General features: G+C 69.1%; 16 protein-coding genes and 2 pseudogenes. 11 read left to right on the top strand and 7 right to left on the bottom strand.

Annotated elements, in window-relative coordinates; all coding sequences use genetic code 11:
- Nucleotides 1-4: 4 nt before the first annotated feature.
- Nucleotides 5-238 (bottom strand): hypothetical protein, encoded by a 234-nt coding sequence (locus ACFY0K_RS06075; RefSeq protein WP_390638793.1) that lies wholly within the window; start codon nt 236-238, stop codon nt 5-7.
- 132 nt (nt 239-370) lie between these two features.
- Nucleotides 371-994, bottom strand: coding sequence for a TetR/AcrR family transcriptional regulator (locus ACFY0K_RS06080; RefSeq protein WP_351961843.1), 624 nt, complete (start codon nt 992-994; stop codon nt 371-373).
- Nucleotides 995-1,118: 124 nt separating this feature from the next.
- Here ACFY0K_RS06080 and ACFY0K_RS06085 point away from each other — a divergent pair, with 124 nt between their 5' ends.
- The 5 genes and pseudogenes from ACFY0K_RS06085 (at nt 1,119) to ACFY0K_RS06105 (ending at nt 6,512) form a co-directional block, all read left to right on the top strand.
- Nucleotides 1,119-1,793: a DUF998 domain-containing protein gene (locus ACFY0K_RS06085; protein ID WP_390638794.1), complete on the top strand. Its 675-nt coding sequence runs from the start codon at nt 1,119-1,121 to the stop codon at nt 1,791-1,793.
- 70 nt (nt 1,794-1,863) lie between these two features.
- Nucleotides 1,864-2,076, top strand: coding sequence for a DUF4287 domain-containing protein (locus ACFY0K_RS06090; protein ID WP_351961845.1), 213 nt, complete (start codon nt 1,864-1,866; stop codon nt 2,074-2,076).
- 143 nt (nt 2,077-2,219) lie between these two features.
- Nucleotides 2,220-2,549, top strand: a pseudogene (locus ACFY0K_RS06095) (transposase); the annotation flags it as partial.
- 668 nt (nt 2,550-3,217) lie between these two features.
- Complete coding sequence (locus tag ACFY0K_RS06100; protein ID WP_390638859.1) at nt 3,218-3,919, top strand: transposase; 702 nt, start codon at nt 3,218-3,220, stop codon at nt 3,917-3,919.
- A gap of 967 nt (nt 3,920-4,886) precedes the next feature.
- On the top strand, nt 4,887-6,512 hold the full coding sequence (locus ACFY0K_RS06105; RefSeq protein WP_390638795.1) for a hypothetical protein: 1,626 nt from the start codon (nt 4,887-4,889) through the stop codon (nt 6,510-6,512).
- Here the strand turns inward: ACFY0K_RS06105 and ACFY0K_RS06110 are convergent.
- Nucleotides 6,472-6,951 (bottom strand): hypothetical protein, encoded by a 480-nt coding sequence (locus ACFY0K_RS06110; protein ID WP_390638796.1) that lies wholly within the window; start codon nt 6,949-6,951, stop codon nt 6,472-6,474. The genes ACFY0K_RS06105 and ACFY0K_RS06110 overlap by 41 nt on opposite strands.
- Nucleotides 6,952-7,837: 886 nt before the next feature.
- Here ACFY0K_RS06110 and ACFY0K_RS06115 point away from each other — a divergent pair.
- Nucleotides 7,838-8,089 (top strand): hypothetical protein, encoded by a 252-nt coding sequence (locus ACFY0K_RS06115; protein ID WP_351560326.1) that lies wholly within the window; start codon nt 7,838-7,840, stop codon nt 8,087-8,089.
- A gap of 782 nt (nt 8,090-8,871) precedes the next feature.
- On the opposite strand, the gene ACFY0K_RS06120 is transcribed toward ACFY0K_RS06115, so the two are convergent.
- Nucleotides 8,872-9,186 carry a helicase associated domain-containing protein gene (locus tag ACFY0K_RS06120; protein WP_390638797.1) on the bottom strand — a complete coding sequence of 105 codons (315 nt, stop codon included), beginning with the start codon at nt 9,184-9,186 and terminating at the stop codon, nt 8,872-8,874.
- Between the two features lie 229 nt (nt 9,187-9,415).
- Nucleotides 9,416-10,063: pseudogene (locus ACFY0K_RS06125) on the bottom strand (helicase associated domain-containing protein); the annotation flags it as partial.
- A 383-nt stretch (nt 10,064-10,446) separates the two neighbouring features.
- Between ACFY0K_RS06125 and ACFY0K_RS06130 the strand changes: the two are divergent.
- From ACFY0K_RS06130 to ACFY0K_RS06150, 5 genes are read left to right on the top strand one after another with little or no spacing between them, the layout of a single operon-like run.
- Nucleotides 10,447-11,454, top strand: a complete 1,008-nt coding sequence (locus ACFY0K_RS06130; protein WP_390638798.1) for a DUF6192 family protein — start codon at nt 10,447-10,449, stop codon at nt 11,452-11,454.
- 3 nt (nt 11,455-11,457) lie between these two features.
- Nucleotides 11,458-11,868, top strand: a complete 411-nt coding sequence (locus ACFY0K_RS06135; RefSeq protein WP_390638799.1) for a hypothetical protein — start codon at nt 11,458-11,460, stop codon at nt 11,866-11,868.
- A 38-nt stretch (nt 11,869-11,906) separates the two neighbouring features.
- Nucleotides 11,907-12,794 carry an IS5 family transposase gene (locus tag ACFY0K_RS06140; RefSeq protein ID WP_390638800.1) on the top strand — a complete coding sequence of 296 codons (888 nt, stop codon included), beginning with the start codon at nt 11,907-11,909 and terminating at the stop codon, nt 12,792-12,794.
- Nucleotides 12,795-12,823: 29 nt separating this feature from the next.
- Complete coding sequence (locus ACFY0K_RS06145; RefSeq protein WP_390638801.1) at nt 12,824-13,426, top strand: winged helix-turn-helix domain-containing protein; 603 nt, start codon at nt 12,824-12,826, stop codon at nt 13,424-13,426.
- Nucleotides 13,423-14,706 (top strand): MFS transporter, encoded by a 1,284-nt coding sequence (locus tag ACFY0K_RS06150; protein WP_390638802.1) that lies wholly within the window; start codon nt 13,423-13,425, stop codon nt 14,704-14,706. The genes ACFY0K_RS06145 and ACFY0K_RS06150 overlap by 4 nt, the downstream gene beginning before the upstream one ends.
- Nucleotides 14,707-14,718: 12 nt before the next feature.
- Here ACFY0K_RS06150 and ACFY0K_RS06155 read toward each other — a convergent pair whose 3' ends face one another.
- Both ACFY0K_RS06155 and ACFY0K_RS06160 read right to left on the bottom strand, forming a co-directional pair.
- On the bottom strand, nt 14,719-15,717 hold the full coding sequence (locus ACFY0K_RS06155) for a recombinase family protein (protein WP_390638803.1): 999 nt from the start codon (nt 15,715-15,717) through the stop codon (nt 14,719-14,721).
- A gap of 194 nt (nt 15,718-15,911) precedes the next feature.
- Nucleotides 15,912-16,922: an Lrp/AsnC family transcriptional regulator gene (locus ACFY0K_RS06160; protein WP_390638804.1), complete on the bottom strand. Its 1,011-nt coding sequence runs from the start codon at nt 16,920-16,922 to the stop codon at nt 15,912-15,914.
- Nucleotides 16,923-16,960: the final 38 nt, after the last annotated feature.

Below are 16,960 nucleotides of genomic sequence, written 5' to 3' on the forward strand. Positions count from 1 at the left end.
GCCCTTACGGATCCCTACGGCGGCGGGCCGCGCGCCGCCCCTGCAGGTACTCGCGACGGTCCTTCCACCAGGCGAGCCGGTCCCGGGACTCCTGCGGGAACACCAGTTGCAAGGACGTGACGATCAGGGTCAGGCCGAGGCAGAGCACCGTAGTCCACCAAGGCGCCCCCGCAAGGGCCGTGGCCAGCCCGCCCACGCCGGACACCACGGCTGGTACCAGGTTCTGCGTGACGGCCATCGTCCTCCTCGCCTCATGCTGCGGCTTAGAGTCTGCGCAGATAGGCGGTGGGCGGGGCCATCTGGAAGACAGGACAGGCGCCCCGGCGACGTGCACGTCGCCGGGGCGGGTCCGGTCCGGTGGGTGGCGGCGTCAGCGGTAGGCGGCGAGGAAGGCCCGGACGCCGGCGTCGGCGTAGTGGTCGAGTTCAAGCTGGGTGTGCTGCGGGCTGCCGTGGAACATGGCCTTGTTCACCGGGATCCACAACAGCAGGCCGGAGAAGTGATTGGCGGCCAGGAGCGCGTCGTCGATCCGTAGCAGACCCTGGTCGGCCAGGCATTGGAAGGTGTCGGCCAGGGTGGCCAGGACCCGCTCGAAGCCCTGCTCGTACCAGGCGGCGCCCAGGTCGGGGAAGGTGTCGGCGTTGGCGATGATGAGGCGCCGCAGCTGGAGCACCTGGGGCTGGGTGAGGGTGGTCAGGAACTGGCGGGCCAGCCGGAGCAGGTTCTCCTCCAGCAGGTCTGCGTCGGCGGGGATGCCGGACACCAGGTCGATCATGGCCTCGATCCGGTCGGTGGTGGCCAGGACGATCTCGGCGAACAGCTTCTCCTTGTCGGCGAAGTGCTTGTACACGGTCTGCTTGGACACGGCAGCCAGCCGGGCGATGTCGTCCATGCTCGTGCCGGCGTAGCCCTTCGCCATGAACACCGCTGTCGCGGCCTCCATGATCGCCTGGTGCTTGCGGGCCGAGCGCCCGGCAGGTTCGTTCGCTTCCATGCTCCTCCTTTGCGCCAGCAGAGTACTGGACAGTCTAGTTTCTCGGTGAGTACTGTATCGTCCAGTTTCTCGGTACTGGACAGTCCAGTTCTGAGATCGCGTTTCGACTCGAGGGGGATCTCGCATGACGCAGGCGATTCGCACGCCGTTCACCAGCCACGCTGCTGCCTCAACTCCGCTCGCCACCCGCGCGCTGCTCGCCTGCGGGGCTGCGGCAGGGCCGCTCTTTCTGGGAGTGGGGGTGATCGAGGGCCTCACCCGCACCGGCTTCGACTTCACTCGCAACGCCATCAGCCAGCTCAGCCTCGGCTCGCTCGGCTGGATCCAGGTCGCCAGCTTCCTGGTCACCGGCACACTGCTTCTCGCCGGCGGGGTGGGACTGCGGCGGACGATCGGCCGCACTGTCGGCGGCACCTGGGCGCCGCGTCTGGTCGGCGTGTTCGGCGCCTCCTTCCTGCTCGCCGGGGTGTTCACGGCGGACCCCGGCGCGGGCTTCCCGGCCGGTACGCCAGACGGTCCTGCCACGCTGAGCGGGCACGGAACGGTCCACATGCTCAGCGGCACCGTGGGCTACCTCGCGCTGTGCGCCGCGTTCCTCGTGCTGGCGCGGCACTTCGCCGCACAAGGCCGGCGTGGCTGGGCCCTGGCCTACCGTCTCCTGCCGCTGGGGATCATCGCCGGGTTCGCCGCCTCCGCTACCACGGTCCTGGCCTTCACCGCCGCAGCCGGCCTGGGCCTGCTCGCGCTCACCGCGGCCATCGCCCAGCTGGCCGACCTCACCCCGATCACTCGGAGGTAGCTCCAGCTCCCGCGCGTGCGGCAGCAACCCGAGACCAACCCACCCACCCAGACAGACAGGACGCCACGTCATGACCGCACCGGTGAAAGGCCCCGCCAGCTACTTCCCGTCGATCGAGAAGAAGTACGGCTGCCCGATCGACCAGTGGAAGGAGCTGATTCGCACCTCGTCCCTCACCAAGCACATGGAGCTCGTCGCCTGGCTCAAATCCGAGCACGGACTCGGCCACGGGCACGCCAACGCCCTTGTCGCCCACACCCTCGCCGAACGGAGCGAAAACTGACCCGGACAAGGGAGCCGCACGGTCGATCTGCCCGCAGAATCCATGCCCGGCTCGTGTGCTGCCAGTTCTCGTGAACAGAACCAGCACAGGCACGGGTCCTGTGATCACGAAGTCGCGACGCTCTGTGAACACCGAGGAGACCTGTGCCTGTGCTGCCCTCCTGGCTGACCGAACCGCTCTGGGGCCAGTTCGCCGCCTTGTTGCCGCAGCGGCCCCAGTTCGATCCGGCTCATCCGTTGGGCTGCCGCCGACTCCGGATCAACGACCGTATCGTCTTCGACAAGTTGCTGCAGGTCCTTCGGTTCGGCTGCTCGTACGAGGCGATCGCGGACTCCACCTGCTCGGCCACCACGATCCGCAACCGCCGCGACGAGTGGATACAACTCGGGCTGTTCACCAAGTTGAAGCAGATCGCGCTAAACGCCTACGACCGGACTGTCGGTCTCGCCCTCGACCAGATAGCCATCGACGGTGTGGCTTTGTTCACGAGAACGGGCAGCACCTGTTCACCGAATCGGGAGGCACCCGCTGATCCCTGGTATTTCGAACGTTCACAAGGTTCTCAGCAGCACACGGAGCGCCTCGCCATCGGCAGCTGCGGAGGGCTCAGGGAGACTCGTGCCGTGACCACCACCGATGATGTCGCCCGCCAGACCCTGCTCCGCCGCGGTTTCGCCCTGGAGTACGCCACACTCGCCTGGAATGTGATCGGCATCGTGGTGCTCGCCGTAGCCGCGATCACGGCGAGGTCGGTGGCCCTGGCCGGGTTCGGCCTCGACTCCCTGATCGAGATCGGTGCCTCCACCGTGGTCATCTGGGAGCTGTCCGGAAGCGGTGAGGGCCGGCAGAGTCGGGCGCTGAAGCGGATCGGGATCGGCTTCGCCCTCCTCGCCGCCTATCTCCTGGTCCAGTCGACGTGGGTGCTGGCTGCTGGCTTCCGCCCGCACCACTCGCCGCTGGGTATCGTCTGGATCGCCATCACCGCAGCGTTGATGTTCACGCTCGCGGCGGGCAAGGCCCGCACCGGGGCCGCGTTGGACAACCCAGTGCTGAGGACCGAGGGCCGGGTCACCCTGATCGACGGCTTGCTCGCAGCTGCCGTCCTGGCCGGCCTCGCCCTCAACTCACTGGCCGGGTGGTGGTGGGCGGACCCGCTCGCCGGATACGTCCTCGTGTACTACGCGGTCCGCGAGGTGAAGGAGATTTTCTTCGGCAAGCACTGACCGGGCTGGGTGCTGTCGATTCTCGTGAACATCGAACATTTCACGGCCAGGGTGCCTCCCGATTCGGTGAGCAGGTGCTGCGCGTTCTCGTGAACAAAGCCAACGGTGCCATCACCAAGGCCCCCGGCGGAGGTGAAGTGGCCGGACGCTCACCGGTCGACCGGGGTAAGCAGGGCATGAAGCGGTCGAGCATGACCGACGGCTACGGGATCCCGCTCGGCCGCATCCTGGCCGGCGCCAACTGCCACGACTCACCGCTCCTGGCCCCCACCCTCGACCTTCTGCCCGAACTTGGCCCGTTGCCGGACAAGATCACCGTGCACCTCGATGCGGGATACGACTCGGCCAGGTCACGTGCTCTACTCGGCGAGCGGGGTCTGTGTGGTCGGATCGCTCGCAAGGGGACCAAGGCGCCGGTCCAGGCCACTCAGCGGTGGCACGTCGAGCGCACCCACGCCTGGCAGAACGCCTTCCACCGGCTCGCGCGGTGCTACGAACGGCGGATCAGCGGCATCGAAGCGTTCTTCGATCTCGCCGATACAATCATCACCGTCCGTAGCTTGATCCGTCGTGCCTGGACCACCCACCGCTGGGATACACGCCCTCGTCACCAACCATGACGGCCGCCTATCTGCGCTGGCTCTTATGCGCAGGCATTGCGCGCCGCCCTGCAGAAGAGCGGGGCGACCCAGGCGGACCCTGCCACGTCGACCCATGTGGTGCGCTCCACCGTCTCGCGTTACCTCAATCCGGACCCTGACAAGAATCGGATCGCACCTGAGGGCTTCCTGGACAAGTTCGCTGCCTTCCTGGGCGAGCACGGCTTCCCGCTGTCCCCGCAGGATTTGGCTGGGCTTCACGGCCTGCGCCGCGCCGCACAGCACGCGAGTACTTCGCCGGAGATCCGGACTCTGTACTTACGGGAGGAACTGGCACGCATCCAGGAGGAGCCGGCCGGAGGCTGGCCAGGATGCCCTGCAGGCAAGGGTCGAGGCACAAAACCACCCGTTGGGCCACGCCCAGAACTACGCCCGCCAGATCGAACGCGAACTGGCCGAGCAGCAGGAGCACGTTCGCCGTCTGCGTGCCGAGGCCGAGGTTTTGCGCGGCCAGGCGGTGCGCCTGCAGGAGGAACCAGCCCCACCCGCCAAGGAGGCCATTTCCAGGGTTGCAACACAGGTCAGCAGCGTGACGACTGCCTGGGAGCAGGCAGCCCTCCGAGCCGACCCGCTACGCCGCCGGCTCAGCGGCGCTCCCTCGCCGCCCCTGCCTGCCGACCGGGCCGACAGCCCCCTGCTGCTCAACAGTGCCCTCGAAGGCCAGGGCGTGGTTGAGGGGGGGCGGGGCTCCTGCTTCCAGGTGAGGGTGTGGCCGCGGTCGGCGACCTGGGTACTCATGTGCTGCTCGGCGAGGGTCCCCAGGGTCGCCGTGCCGACGGCCGTCCCGACGACCTGGGCCCCCCGCGAGAGCCTGCGGGGCCCGTGCGATGATCGGCCACCTGTTCGTTGGCTTGTTTGTTGGCTTGTTCATTGCCTTGTCCGTTGACCTGTACGTTTCCGAGTCTCGACGATTCTTCTGGAGCCCCCTGTGCGTCGGCCTCTCATCGCACCGCTCTCGCTCATCGCCGCCCTGGTGAGCATCCCGGCAGCCGGCCCCGCCTTCGCCGACACCGCCGACACCGTGCTGCCCGTCGTCTCCTCGGTCGGAGGTGACCCGGACGACGCCGGCTACCTGGAGTTCCACGCGACGTCCGACACCGCGATCGACGCCGGCTCCATCACAGCGCAGCTCACCCTGCGCGTCTCCGGCGACCGGCCGGTGACGACCGTCACCGGGTTCACCCTCGTCTCCGGTACCGCGCAGGACGGTACGTGGCGCAGCTCCGACCGGATGGCCCTGGGCACCCACGGCGTCTACGACACCACCGTCGACCTCGCCGACGCGGACGGTGACCACCCCGACTACCTCGGCCAGGGCGTCGTCGCCTACGAAGACCTGCCCGTCTTCACCGATTCCGCCCTGGACCGCACCACGGTCGACTTCGAGCACCAGACGGTGACCGCCACCGGAAAGGTGTCGACGTTCGACCCGGCCACCGGAGTCACCGCCCCCGGCTGGACCGACAGCGGGGTCTACCTCACCGGGACGCGGGGATCGGGAACCTGGGAGGTCGCGGCCGACGTCCAGGCCGATGGCAGCTACCGGGCCACGGCCGCTGTCCGCAGTTACGTGTACGTGTACGCGGTGCAGAAGGACGTGCAGACGGTCAACACGGACCCCGTACTGGTGTCCAGGACGATGAGCCCGACCCGGATCGTCTTCGACAAGGCCGCCGGCACCGCCGTGTACGGCGGCTCCTACACGGTCAGCGGCACCGCGCAGTACCTGAGCCCGACGACGAACACCTGGACGCCGCTGACGGCCGCCGACCCGGACACCGAGGTGCTCCTGACCGGCCCGAACGGCACCCACGCCTACGAACTCGGCACCGGAGGCCGGTTCAGCCAGACGCTCGCCACGGTGACCGGTGACACCAGCTGGACGGCGGGCGTCGGAGGCTTCGCCTTCCTCCAAGGCGGCAACGCGCAGGCCACCCTGCACGCCCTCTCGCACTCCACGCTTGCCTGGTCCGACCACACCTTCACCGGCGCCGGGGCGGTCCGGGTCAAGGGCCGCCTCAGCGCCTCGGCGGGCCCGCTGCCCACCGGCCGCGTCCAGCTCCAGCAGTCGGCGGACGGCCGTACCGGCTGGACGACGGTGGCGACGCTGACCCCCGACGCTACGGGCGCCTTCGACGCCTGGCAGACACTGCACAAGCCCACCGGCTACCTGCGCCTGTACTACCCCGGCAACGCGGACGCCATCGCCGCCACGACCGGCGTCGTGCACCTGACCCGTGCGGTCACCCGCATCACCGGCTTCAACGCCTCGCCGGAGCCGGTGCGCAAGGGCCGGACCCTGACCGTGACGGGGACCCTGCAGCGCCAGAACGGCTCCACGTGGACGGGCGTGTCCGGCCAGCACGTGACCATCCGCTTCCGCGTCGCCGTAGGCAAGACCATCACCGGCATGGCGACCGTGACCACGGGCAAGGACGGCAGGTTCACCCTCGCCTTCACCGCGAAGCAGGACGGCACCTGGAGCGCCGCGTACACGGCGACCAGTGCGTACCTCAACAGCACGTCCGCCGGCGACTACGTCGACGTACGCTGACCGCTTCTCCCGCCCGGGAGCCATTGCAGGGCGAACCAGAGTTCCGTGCGGGGCTGCCCGTGCAGGGTGAGCCAGGTCCGCAGGGTGTCCAGGAGGACCGCGGCACCCTGCGGGCCGGCTCGGTCCAGGCGGCGAAGCGGGTGCGGGCGAGTTCGCGGGCGTTGGCCGGAGCGACGAGCGCGTGCAGGGTGAGCGGGTCGGTGGTGCGGACGACGGCGGGTGACCCGGCGGCGAGGGCGCGTTCGGCCTGGGTGTCGGCGTGCGGCAGCGCACCCGCGGCCGCGGGTGCGCTGTAGCCGAGGACCCAGCCCAGCCCGGCCGCCCGGTCGGGGACGACGGGCCGACGGCGCGCGTCCTGCACCAACTCCCACTGCCGCTTCCACTTCCGCTCGGCGGCCGGGAAGTTTGACCCGTCAGGGGCCGCTGGGGGTGCTGCCATCACGGCACAACCCCAGCGGCCCCACACCACCACAAGATCCAGAAAATCAACGGGTGAAAATTGAGAACCAGGCAGTTCGGATTCATCCTCGCACTTGCTGTCACCCTTCTCGCCGCGCTCATCGGCTACCAGCGCAACGGCGGCCACCCAAGCATTCCCTGGGCGCTCTCAGGAGCCGTCGCGGGAACGGTGATAGCCGTCGCGATTCGACTGAGCCGAGGCAAATGAAAGGAGCGCCGCGGAGCTACTCGCATGGAACACGTAGCGTGGGGCACGACCGGCCATGGCGCCTCATCGGCCTGCCCACAGCCAGGATCTGATGCGCTCCGGGTGCCGCCATCACGGCAGCGCCCCGAGTGACCCACCGCCCCCGCCACCGCACTCACCACCGGCTCCACAACCGCCCACGGCGGCTCGGCCGGCACCTCGGCCACCTTCACGCGGACATCCGCCCGACGCAGAAGCGCCCGTTCCGCCTCGCCGAGGCCAGCCTCCACCTGCTCGGCCTCCTCCCGCGGTCCTGTGACCTCTCCTGAGTTCGGAACCAGCCGGACAGTGCAGGGACCATGACAGCCTCTGTGCGCCCCAATCGTTATCCCGCAGTCGCTGGCGGCGGACCCCGGGACCGACACAAGCCGCTCTGCACTGCACTGCACTGCACTGCACTGCTCTGCACTGCTCTGCACTGCTCTGCACGGCACCGGCACAGCCGCAGCCAGTCCCGCTTCCCGACCACCCGCGTGGGAATGCCCGGCCGTCTGTCCGTGTTGTGACGGACGTGGTTGTGGAGGGGACAGTGTCCCCGGGCCGCATGATCCGTGACGAGAACCGCCCACAGCCGGCCCCCTAGAGGGCCGTCCTACGGGGCCACCGGATACTTGCCGTCATGTCCCTTACGCCAGATGATGAGATCCGCAGCCGTGAGGAACTGGCCACTTTCGTCCGCACCCTGCACCAGGACTTCCTGCGGCAAGGCGATGCGTGGGAGAACAACACACTCGCCAACTTCCTGGAAGCCCTCGCCGCGTGGGTGGACGACTCCCCAGGCTGGTATCAGAACTTCGGCAAAGAGCTCCCAGCAGATGGTGACTGGACCTTCATCGCCCGCGCGCTCCAAGCAGCCAAGGTCTACGAGTAGTCCATAGCCAGACTTCCGTCGGCTTACCTCGCGCCAACTACATGCCTTACGTCCCTCACGCTGCCACGGGTCTCTGAGCTGCGGCGAAGGCGCCGGAACACAAGATAACCGTCGTAGTTGTCGCTTACATCGAAGTCTGACGACCTGCTCGGGAGCGCCGGCCGTACGCTGGCACCTCCGCTCGCGCGGAGCCCGACGACAAGAGCCGCAACGGCGGCGGCAGCGAGCCCGGGGCACCTCCGCTCGCGCGGAGGTGTCCCGATCACCCAGCCGATCGCTCAGCGAGCCAGCGTGTCCGCTCCGCGCCCGCGGAGGTGTCCCGGGTCCGGCCACGTCCTACCCTCCCTGTGCCGCATCCGCTCCGCGCCTGCGGAGGTGTCCCGTCGATCGGCGGGCCGGTGCGCAGCTTCCCGAGGTCCGCTCTGCGCCTGCGGAGGTGTCCCGGACGCCGGGACTTCGTCTGCTTCGTGCTTGCGGAGTCGTCCTGCAGCGAGGCGTTACGTCGATGGTGGGGCGGGCCACCTCCTGCTGAGCGGCGGTGTACCTTGCTCGCTTTGTCTGCTCGGGGAATGCCCAGCCGTCCGTCCGTGTTGTAACAGACGTGGTTGTGGAGGGGACAGTGTCCCCGGGCCTCACCTATTGCCCATGAGGATGATCGTTCGGCTGAAGCCTCGTGGAGCCTTTCGCCGCGTAGGCGACCGCCCTTCACGACCACGCAGACGTCGGTGGGCCCGCCCTGGATCTTTCGGGGCGGGCCGCATCCGTGCGCAGGGCCGTGCCGGCTACCAGCGCATGCCGAGCTCGTCGAGTTCGGCGCGGCGCTGCAGGCTGAGCTTGGCGGCTCTGCGGCGGGTGTTGTCGAGCCATGCCCCGAGCTTCACGGCCGCCCGCCCGCTGTCGCCGTTGCTGTCGCTGGTGATCTCGACGTGTTGCCGGGGTACCTGGAGATGCCCCTCGCGGGCGTGGAATTGGCGGGCGGCGGCGAGGTTCGCGGCCCACCGGGCGTCCTGCGACCGGGGCGCACCCGCCGCCGGTGCCCCGTCCTCGGCGGCGGGCTCGACGCCGACCGATTCCAGGAGCCACTGCTGTGCGGGCATGAGCCGTTCCCATCCGGCCCGCTGCCCGGCCCCCCACCCCCCCCAAGTCTGCGCCTTGGACGATGAGTTCACCGGGCTCGGCCGGGAGCACGCCGCCAGGTTTCACATGAGCGAGCACGAGCCGGTAGCTGCGCTGCCAGCCGATCTCCCACACCGGGCACCATCCAGGGTCGAGGTCGGCCAGGGCTTCCATACGGGCCTGTGACAGCTCTCCGGCGTAGGAGACGTCCGTTTCCCCGTTCTCCCGTCGTTCGGCGTTCTCAGCTGCCTTGCGGGCCGCTGCGCGCTGGTTCTTCAGCCAGACACCGATGGGGGAGTTGTCGCCGCCCCACACCGACGTGGTCGGCGGGAGCAGATGCCCGTGCACCGCGGCGTAGGACCGGGCGACGGCGAGGCCGGCGTCCCACGCGGATGCCTGCACCGACCACACCATCCCCAGGGTCTCCAGCTCGGCGACGCGGGCCGCTTCCAGGGTTCCGGCCGCGTAGTAGCGGCGCTGGTCGGCCACCCACACCCCGAGCGGATGCCCGCCGATCGCCGGCCAGTCCTGCGGCGTGACGTACGTGTACGGCACCCGCAGTTCGGTGTTGCCGGTCTCCAGCCGCCACCGGGTGGCGGCCTCGATGCCGCGCCGCCAGTACGCGGCTTCGGGGTCGATGACCCGCAGCCGGACGAACTGGGCGAGGGCGGCCGGGTCGCGTTCCTCGCTGAACCTGAGTGAGTGTTTTTGAACGCTGGCCGTGAGGTGTGTACGGCTGGATGATCTGGTTCGTGACTGCTGGCGAGGTGACTCGGCGGTACTACCGGGAGTGTGGTGATCCGCTGTCGGTGACGATGGCGGCGGAAGTGGCGTTCTGCTAGGGCCGGTGCAGGTCACGGCGGTGGCGGCGGCTGCGGCGGACTCGACAGCGAGTGATCGCAATGCAGCGGGGCGAGCAGGCGGAGTGCCCGGTGTGCGGCCGGTCGTGGACGGTGGGGGTGGGACGCTCGGCCTCGGCGGTGTATTGCTCGAACCGCTGCCGGGTACGAGCTTGCCGTCAGCGACAGGCGTTACGGAAACGCCGTAGGCGAACGCCTCGCCATCACCGTCAACTCCCCTTGTTTTTCAGGAGGGTTGGTGGCGAATGGCAGGTGCTTCGAGCGCCCCCGGTTCACGCTCTGCCTTGGCGTGTCGCGCCCGCGCCACCGTGAGTGGTGACCGGGGCCGCCTGCCCCTCTTGGTCACGCGTGGGTGACCGGGCCGGACCCAAGGCAAGGGCGGTGACCATCCTGACCGACCGGATCGGAAACGTCACCCGGCAGCGTTACGAACAGCTCGTCGCCCAGGCCAAGGAACTGATTGCGCAGATAGCCCGCGCGCAGTTCGGCCTGGGGGACATGGCGTTGGAGATCGAGCCCATGAGGGCGGTGGGCGGGTCGATGCCGAACGGGGTCGACGATCTGTTCACCGTGACGGAGTCGCTGCAGATGTTCGCCGACGACATAGGCGTCGAGCGGCGGACGGTGGAGGACTGGCGATACACCGCCAACCGGTGGCCGAAGAAGTGCCGGAAGGAGGGCGTGTCATACACCGTTCACCGCATCCTCGCGTCGGTCGTGGACGACGACGAGCGATGGGCGGCGATCGAGGACGCCCCGTTCAACCCGCGCACCGGGGCGAGGCAGTGGACGCCGGACGGCGCGAAGCGGGTCGTCGGGCAGAGGGTGGAACGTCCCGTGACGGTCGACGAGAAGGTCCAGGCCGTCGCCGACCTCACGCGGGACGACGAGGTCGCCGCCCGGGTGGGAGCCGATCTGTTCACCCGGCCCGCAGTCACCGAGCACGTCACGCCAGCGGAGAAGATGAAGGTCGTCACCGAGCTGACCAGGGACGACACCGTCGCCCAGCAGGTGACCACCAATCTGCTGCGCAGGCCGACGGGGGCCCGCACGGTGATGCGGGACGACACCGCCCGCATGCTCGTCAACCGCGCTCAGTTCGACAACTCCGAGGAGACTCGTGAGCGGATCAGGGAAACCACTCCGGCCGTCCGCAAGATCGAGCACACCATCGAGTACCTCGACCTGGTCGGTTCCTGCCACAGCTTCGTGGCCACCCTTGGCCGGCTGGTCCCCCAGATGCGGGGGCAGGAGTTCACCGACGACGAGCGCGAGACCGTGCGCCGGCAGATCGGCCGTGTCCGGGCGACGGACTGGCTCGAAGGAGCCCTCGACAACGGCGAGTTCACCCTGGACGAGCAGCTGACCCAGCTCCTCAAGGGCGAGTAGGCGATGGCCCGTCGCACCGGCCGGCCGCTGGATGAGCACTACGGCGACCTGGCCCGCGTCGCGCTGATGGAAGCCAGGCCAGCTGGCCTGCACACCGTCCAGCTCGTTGCCGCCACCCGATTGAAGAAGTCCCAGGTCCAGCGTGGTATCCGGCACCTTCGCGACGTCGGCGCCGCGGAAAACCTCACCCCCATCATCTGGCGGCGCAAGGACGGCTACATGTTCTCCGACGACCCCGCGGACTGGATCGAGTACGAGAAGAAGCAGCTCGCCCAGGTCCTCGGCCGCCTCACCCGGATGATCACGGGCACGCTCGCCCCGCACCTGGCCCGCTGCCCCGACGACGAATGGGCCCAGCTGGTGGCCGCCCAGCTCACCGGGGTGTCCGTGACCCTCGCCCAGCTCTCGAAGTAGCCCCCGTCCACTCCTTCCGCGTCATCGCCGAGTCCGCCATGCCCTGTCCTGCCCGCCAACGGCGCTACCCCTCCGACACCACGATCGCCGAGCGGGCCCTTCTTGAACCGCTCCTGCCCGTCCCGGCCTGCCAGACCAAGACCGGCGGGCACCCCGAGAAGTGGCCCCGCCGGCAGATCGTCGATGCCATCCGCTACATCGTCGACAACGGCGCGAAGTGGCGCGCGCTGCCCGCCGACTACCCTCCGTGGGAGACGGTTTACGGGTTTTTCGCCCGCTGGAACCGCCGGGGCGTCGTCACCTACATCCGCGACCAGCTCCGCCGCCGTCTGCGCACCGGCCTGGGGCGGTGCGCCTATCCGGTCACGCTGATCGTCGACGCGCAGTCGGTCAAGGGAGCGTTCACGGTGAGCCGGGCGACTCGCGGGTTCGATCCCGCGAAACTGATCAACGGACGCAAGAGACACCTCGCGGTGGACACGAAGGGCTTTCCCGTGATGATCATGGTGACGCCCGCAGACATGCAGGACCGGGATGCCGCACGCGAACTCCTCTGGAGGCTTCGCCTCACGCATCCGCAGATCACTCAGGTCTGGGCCGACTCCGCCTACGCCGGCCAGCTCGTCACATGGGCCGAGGACTTCCTCCACATCACCCTCAAGACCGTCTCCCGGCCAAAGGGAGCGAAAGGGTTCGTCGTCCTCCCGCGCCGCTGGCGTGTCGAACGGACGCTGGGATGGATCATAAACGCCCACCGCAACGCATGTGATTACGAACGCCTTCCGCAGCATTCCGAGGCGCACCTGAACTGGTCGCTCATCACCCTCATGAGCAGGCGTCTGACCCGGAAGAAGCCTGCCTCCAGCTGGGCGAAGAAGTCGAACTGTCGGCCTGAGCCTGCCTTAGGGAGGAACGGAGTCTTGTAAAGGTATCTTTAGAAAGATACCTTTACATCATGAACCGGCGACAGCTCACCGACCCGCGCGCGCTGCGGGCCTACGCCCATCCGTTCCGCCTGACACTTATCGGGCTGCTGCGCAGGGAAGGCGCGATGACGGCCACCAGGGCTGCTGAGCTGACCGGGGAATCGGTGGCCAGCTGCTCATATCACCTGCGCATGCTGGCCAAGTACGGGCTCGCAGAGCAGACGGGGGAAGGCCACGGACGGGAGAAGCCCTGGCGGGCGACGTCGGCGTTCACCTCCTGGCCCGGCTATGCCGCAGACCCCGAGGTGCAGGAGGCCGCGACCGCGCTCAGCCTCGCGGTCGTCGAGCGCTACTTCACCGAGGCCACCCGCTGGCTGGAGAACCGGCACACCGAACCAGCGGACTGGCAGGAAGCGGCGCCCCTGGGAGACGCGACCATCTTCGTGACCGCCGCTGAGCTCAAGGAACTCGACGAGAAGGTATGGGAGCTGCTCCAGCCGTACATCCGCCGCGCTGACGATCCAGAACAGCGTCCAGCCACCGCCCGCCGGGTGTCGTACGTGCACTTCGGGCACCCGGCGCGGGAGTTCGACGGGAAGACGCAGGACGAGGCAGAAGAGCCGCGCTCGTGAGTCCGGCCGGGCGGTTACCCGCCCTGCTGCGCGAGCCGTCCTTTCGCCGGTACTGGACCGGACATACCGTCTCGCTCTTCGGAGACCAGATCACACAGATCGCCCTGCCGCTGCTCGCCGTCCTGGCTCTGGACGCGGGTGCCGCGCAGATGGGGTGGCTCACGGCCGCCGGACTCCTGCCGAGCCTGCTGTTCTCGGTGCACGCCGGCGTCTGGGCCGACCGCCGCGGCCGACGGCGCCACATGATGATCACCACCGACCTCGGGCGCGCCGTGGCCCTTGTCTCGCTCCCGGCCGCCTGGGCCCTCGGCTGGCTCGGCCTCGGCCAGCTCTACGCGGTCGCGTTCATGGTCGGCACGCTGAGCGTGCTGTTCGACGTGTGCAACGCCGCGCTGTTCATCTCCCTGGTCCCCGCCGAGCGCTACGTGGAGGGCAACTCGCTGCTCAACGGCAGCAGGGCCATGTCCTTCATGGTCGGCACCAGCGCCGGAGGAGCGCTCGTGCAGCTTCTGTCGGCCCCGGTGGCACTGCTCGCCGACACCGCCTCCTACCTGGCATCGGCCTGGCAACTGTCCCGGATCCGTCCCACCGAACCACCGGCCGCCGCTCGCGCCAAGGGTGATCTGATGGCCGGCTTCCGCTACCTCATCCGTTCCCGGATCCTGCGCAGCTTCTACGGCGCGGTGACCACCCTCAACCTGTTCAACTTCGCCTTCCAGGCCGTCTTCGTCCTCTACGCCACCACCGGCCTCGGGCTCAGCCCTGGCCTCCTGGGTGCCGTGCTCGGCAGCGGCGCCGCCGGCTCAGTGATCGGATCCCTGCTGACCGGCCGGATCGTGCGCCGCATCGGAATCGGACGGGCCACACTCCTCGGCCTCTTCGCCTTCCCCGCACCGCTGGTGCTGGTCCCGCTGGCGCAGGGCTCCGCCCTTCTTGCGGCAACGTGCCTGTTCCTGGCGGAGTTCGGCTCCGGGTTCGGCGTGATGCTCCTGGACATCGCAGGTGGATCACTTACAACGTCACTGATACCCGACACGCTGCGATCTCGTGTCGCAGGAGCCAGCCGCCTGTGCAACTACGGCATCCGCCCCATCGGCGCACTGGCAGGCGGCTGGCTCGGTACAACGATCGGCCTGCGCCCCACCCTCTGGATCGCGACCCTGGGCGCGCTGCTCGGCCTGGCGTGGGTACTGCCCTCCCGGATACTCCTGCGCACCATCACGTCCGTGCCGTCTCGGCCCTCGGGGAGTATCGGAACGGAAATTAGCGGTAGCCGCTAACGTGGTACGACGTCATCGAGCGGGCTCCGTCGTCGCCGTACGAGGCGCTGGGAGTTCGCCGGCCTGGAGGGCGGCGAAGTCGGCGTGCGCCTGCTCGACGGCTTCGGGGTACGCCTCGCGCTTGGCGTGCTCGGCGAGCGCCCGGTAGATGCTCGCCACGGAGGGGTTCTGTCCCTTGCGCTTTCCGGTGGGGATGAGCAGGTCGGGCTGGATCTGCTCGACGGACTCGCCGTTCGCTCTCCGCCGGAGCACGGTGTGGAGCATGTCGTCGGTGATGACCGGCGGCCGGCCGCCGTGCTTGCCCTTGCGGGCCGCGGTGTCGAGCCCCTCCAGCGTCGACTCGCGGATGTTCTCCCGTTCGGTCTCCGCCATCGCCGCGAAGAACGCGAACAGCAGCGGCGCCGCGCCGGTGGGGTCGTAGATGCCGGGCAGGGGCCCGGCGAGCATTTCCAGGACCAGGCCGTGGGCGGTGAGGTGGTCGGCGAGCGCGGTGAGTTCGGCGGCGTCGCGGCCGAGGCGCTTCATCTCGTACACGGTGAAGATGACCCGGCAGTGCGGGGCGTGCGCCTTGATCTCCCGCGCCGTACGGAGTGCCGCCTCGAACTGGGGGCGGACCCGCACCCGGGTGCTGATCTTCCCGCTGAAGATCCTGTCGCGGGGGATGCCGTGCGCGGTGAGCGCGTCGAGCTGGGAGCCGAGTTCCTGGCCGAGGGTCGAACAGCGGGCGTAGCCGATGCGGATGTCCGCCCCCGGGATGTCCGCGGCGGCCGGGGCGGGCGGCGGGGTGCCGGGCCGCCAAGGCTTGCCGGGGTTGCGGTCCGCGGGGGTCGGCACCCGCAGTGCCTTCTTCAGGCGGGGTACCTGGGTGAAGCGGCGGGTGTGGTAGGCGGAGGCGACCGCGCCGCCTCGCGAACGGCACGGCGAGCCCGGCTGTGCGTCACACTTCGGACAGGCGTGCTGCTCGATGTCGTCCGCGTCCGACCGCGCGGAGGGCTGCTGAGGGCCCGTCATGCGTCGGCATTTTCGCACAATGCAACTCTCAGAAGGAGGTTCGTCCACCTTTTGAGTGAGAACAGGTTCTGAGAACCCATTCAAGATCGACGGGGATTCTGCGGCCGGTACTTGATCTTCCTCGGACAAAGGACCGTTTATGAGAACCGAGGGGCGGTCGAGGCCACGTGCTGAGCGCCGCCTGGCCCGAGTTATTAGCGGCGTCGCACGGGCGGCTTGCCGGTGGTCGGGAGCGGTCCGGCCATCTTGATCGTGCGCAGGACGGGCGCGGTCTCCAGGGTGGTGATCGCCTTCAGGGTGCCCAGGCGTTCGGTGAGGTAGCGGTGCAGCGCCGCCGGGTCGGGGCATAGGGCATGGGCAGTGAGATTGTGAGGGCCGGTGACGGCGGCCACGTAGGCCAGCTCGGGGTGTCGGGCCAGGGTACGGGCGACATGATCGAGGTGGGCGGGGGCGACGGCCATCCACAGGAGCGCCTGCGTGGTGACGCCCAGCAGGGTGGAGTCGAGTTCGACGTCGAAGAAGAGCTGTCCGTCGGCCCGCAATTGCTCTAGCCGGCGCGCGACGGTGGCGGGCGACCAGCCGGTGGCCGCAGCAAGGCTGCTCAGGCTCGCCCGACCGTCGCGCTGGAGGGCAGCGAGCAGGTCGGAGTCGGCAACGCTGAGGTCCGCCCGCACTCCAGAGGCGGCAGTGACAGGCGCCGCCTCGGCTACGGCGGTGCGTAGGCGGCGCTGCTGCGTGGCGTCGAGGGCCTGTTGATGGCCGGACCATGCGGTGGGCCCACCGAGGTAGGTGTGTAGCACGCAATGCGCGGAGACCGCGGTGATACCGGCGGTGCGCGGGATGTCGTGCAACAGCAGCGCGTGCCCGTCGGCCCCGGCGGCGGTGGAGGTGTGCACGATCGCGACGATCTCGGTGCCGCCCGAGGCGAGCTTGACCCAGGATGTGTCGGCGCGGCGGGCCAGCGCGTCGGCAAGGTCCTGAGCGGCGCGAGGGCCCGTGGTCAGTCGCAGCAGCCATTGGGTGCGGTCGCTGCGCTGCGGCTCGGCCAGGCCGACCACCCGCAGCCCGGCGTCTGCGCACAGCCGCCGGTAGCGGCGGGAGATCGTCTGCGCCGAGACGTCGAGGACGTCGGCGATCGCGCTGAACGGCGCCCGCCCGTCGATGCGCAGGGCGTGGATGAGACCACGGTCGATGTCGTCCAGCATGTGAAAATCATGCACCACAGACATTCAGATGGAATGAT

This window comes from Streptomyces sp. NPDC001507, from assembly GCF_042894765.1.
GTDB lineage: Bacteria > Actinomycetota > Actinomycetes > Streptomycetales > Streptomycetaceae > Streptomyces.

Excerpts from the sequence above, each read along its gene's own strand:
- ACFY0K_RS06140 (WP_390638800.1), top strand. The coding sequence starts at position 11,907 with ATGCCCTGTCCTGCCCGCCAACGGCGCTACCCCTCCGACACCACGATC.
- ACFY0K_RS06120 (WP_390638797.1), bottom strand. The coding sequence starts at position 9,186 with ATGCCCGCACAGCAGTGGCTCCTGGAATCGGTCGGCGTCGAGCCCGCC.
- ACFY0K_RS06080 (WP_351961843.1), bottom strand. The coding sequence starts at position 994 with ATGGAAGCGAACGAACCTGCCGGGCGCTCGGCCCGCAAGCACCAGGCG.
- ACFY0K_RS06075 (WP_390638793.1), bottom strand. The coding sequence starts at position 238 with ATGGCCGTCACGCAGAACCTGGTACCAGCCGTGGTGTCCGGCGTGGGC.
- ACFY0K_RS06085 (WP_390638794.1), top strand. The coding sequence starts at position 1,119 with ATGACGCAGGCGATTCGCACGCCGTTCACCAGCCACGCTGCTGCCTCA.
- ACFY0K_RS06115 (WP_351560326.1), top strand. The coding sequence starts at position 7,838 with ATGTCCCTTACGCCAGATGATGAGATCCGCAGCCGTGAGGAACTGGCC.
- ACFY0K_RS06160 (WP_390638804.1), bottom strand. The coding sequence starts at position 16,922 with ATGCTGGACGACATCGACCGTGGTCTCATCCACGCCCTGCGCATCGAC.
- ACFY0K_RS06110 (WP_390638796.1), bottom strand. The coding sequence starts at position 6,951 with ATGGCAGCACCCCCAGCGGCCCCTGACGGGTCAAACTTCCCGGCCGCC.
- ACFY0K_RS06155 (WP_390638803.1), bottom strand. The coding sequence starts at position 15,717 with ATGACGGGCCCTCAGCAGCCCTCCGCGCGGTCGGACGCGGACGACATC.
- ACFY0K_RS06090 (WP_351961845.1), top strand. The coding sequence starts at position 1,864 with ATGACCGCACCGGTGAAAGGCCCCGCCAGCTACTTCCCGTCGATCGAG.
- ACFY0K_RS06145 (WP_390638801.1), top strand. The coding sequence starts at position 12,824 with ATGAACCGGCGACAGCTCACCGACCCGCGCGCGCTGCGGGCCTACGCC.
- ACFY0K_RS06135 (WP_390638799.1), top strand. The coding sequence starts at position 11,458 with ATGGCCCGTCGCACCGGCCGGCCGCTGGATGAGCACTACGGCGACCTG.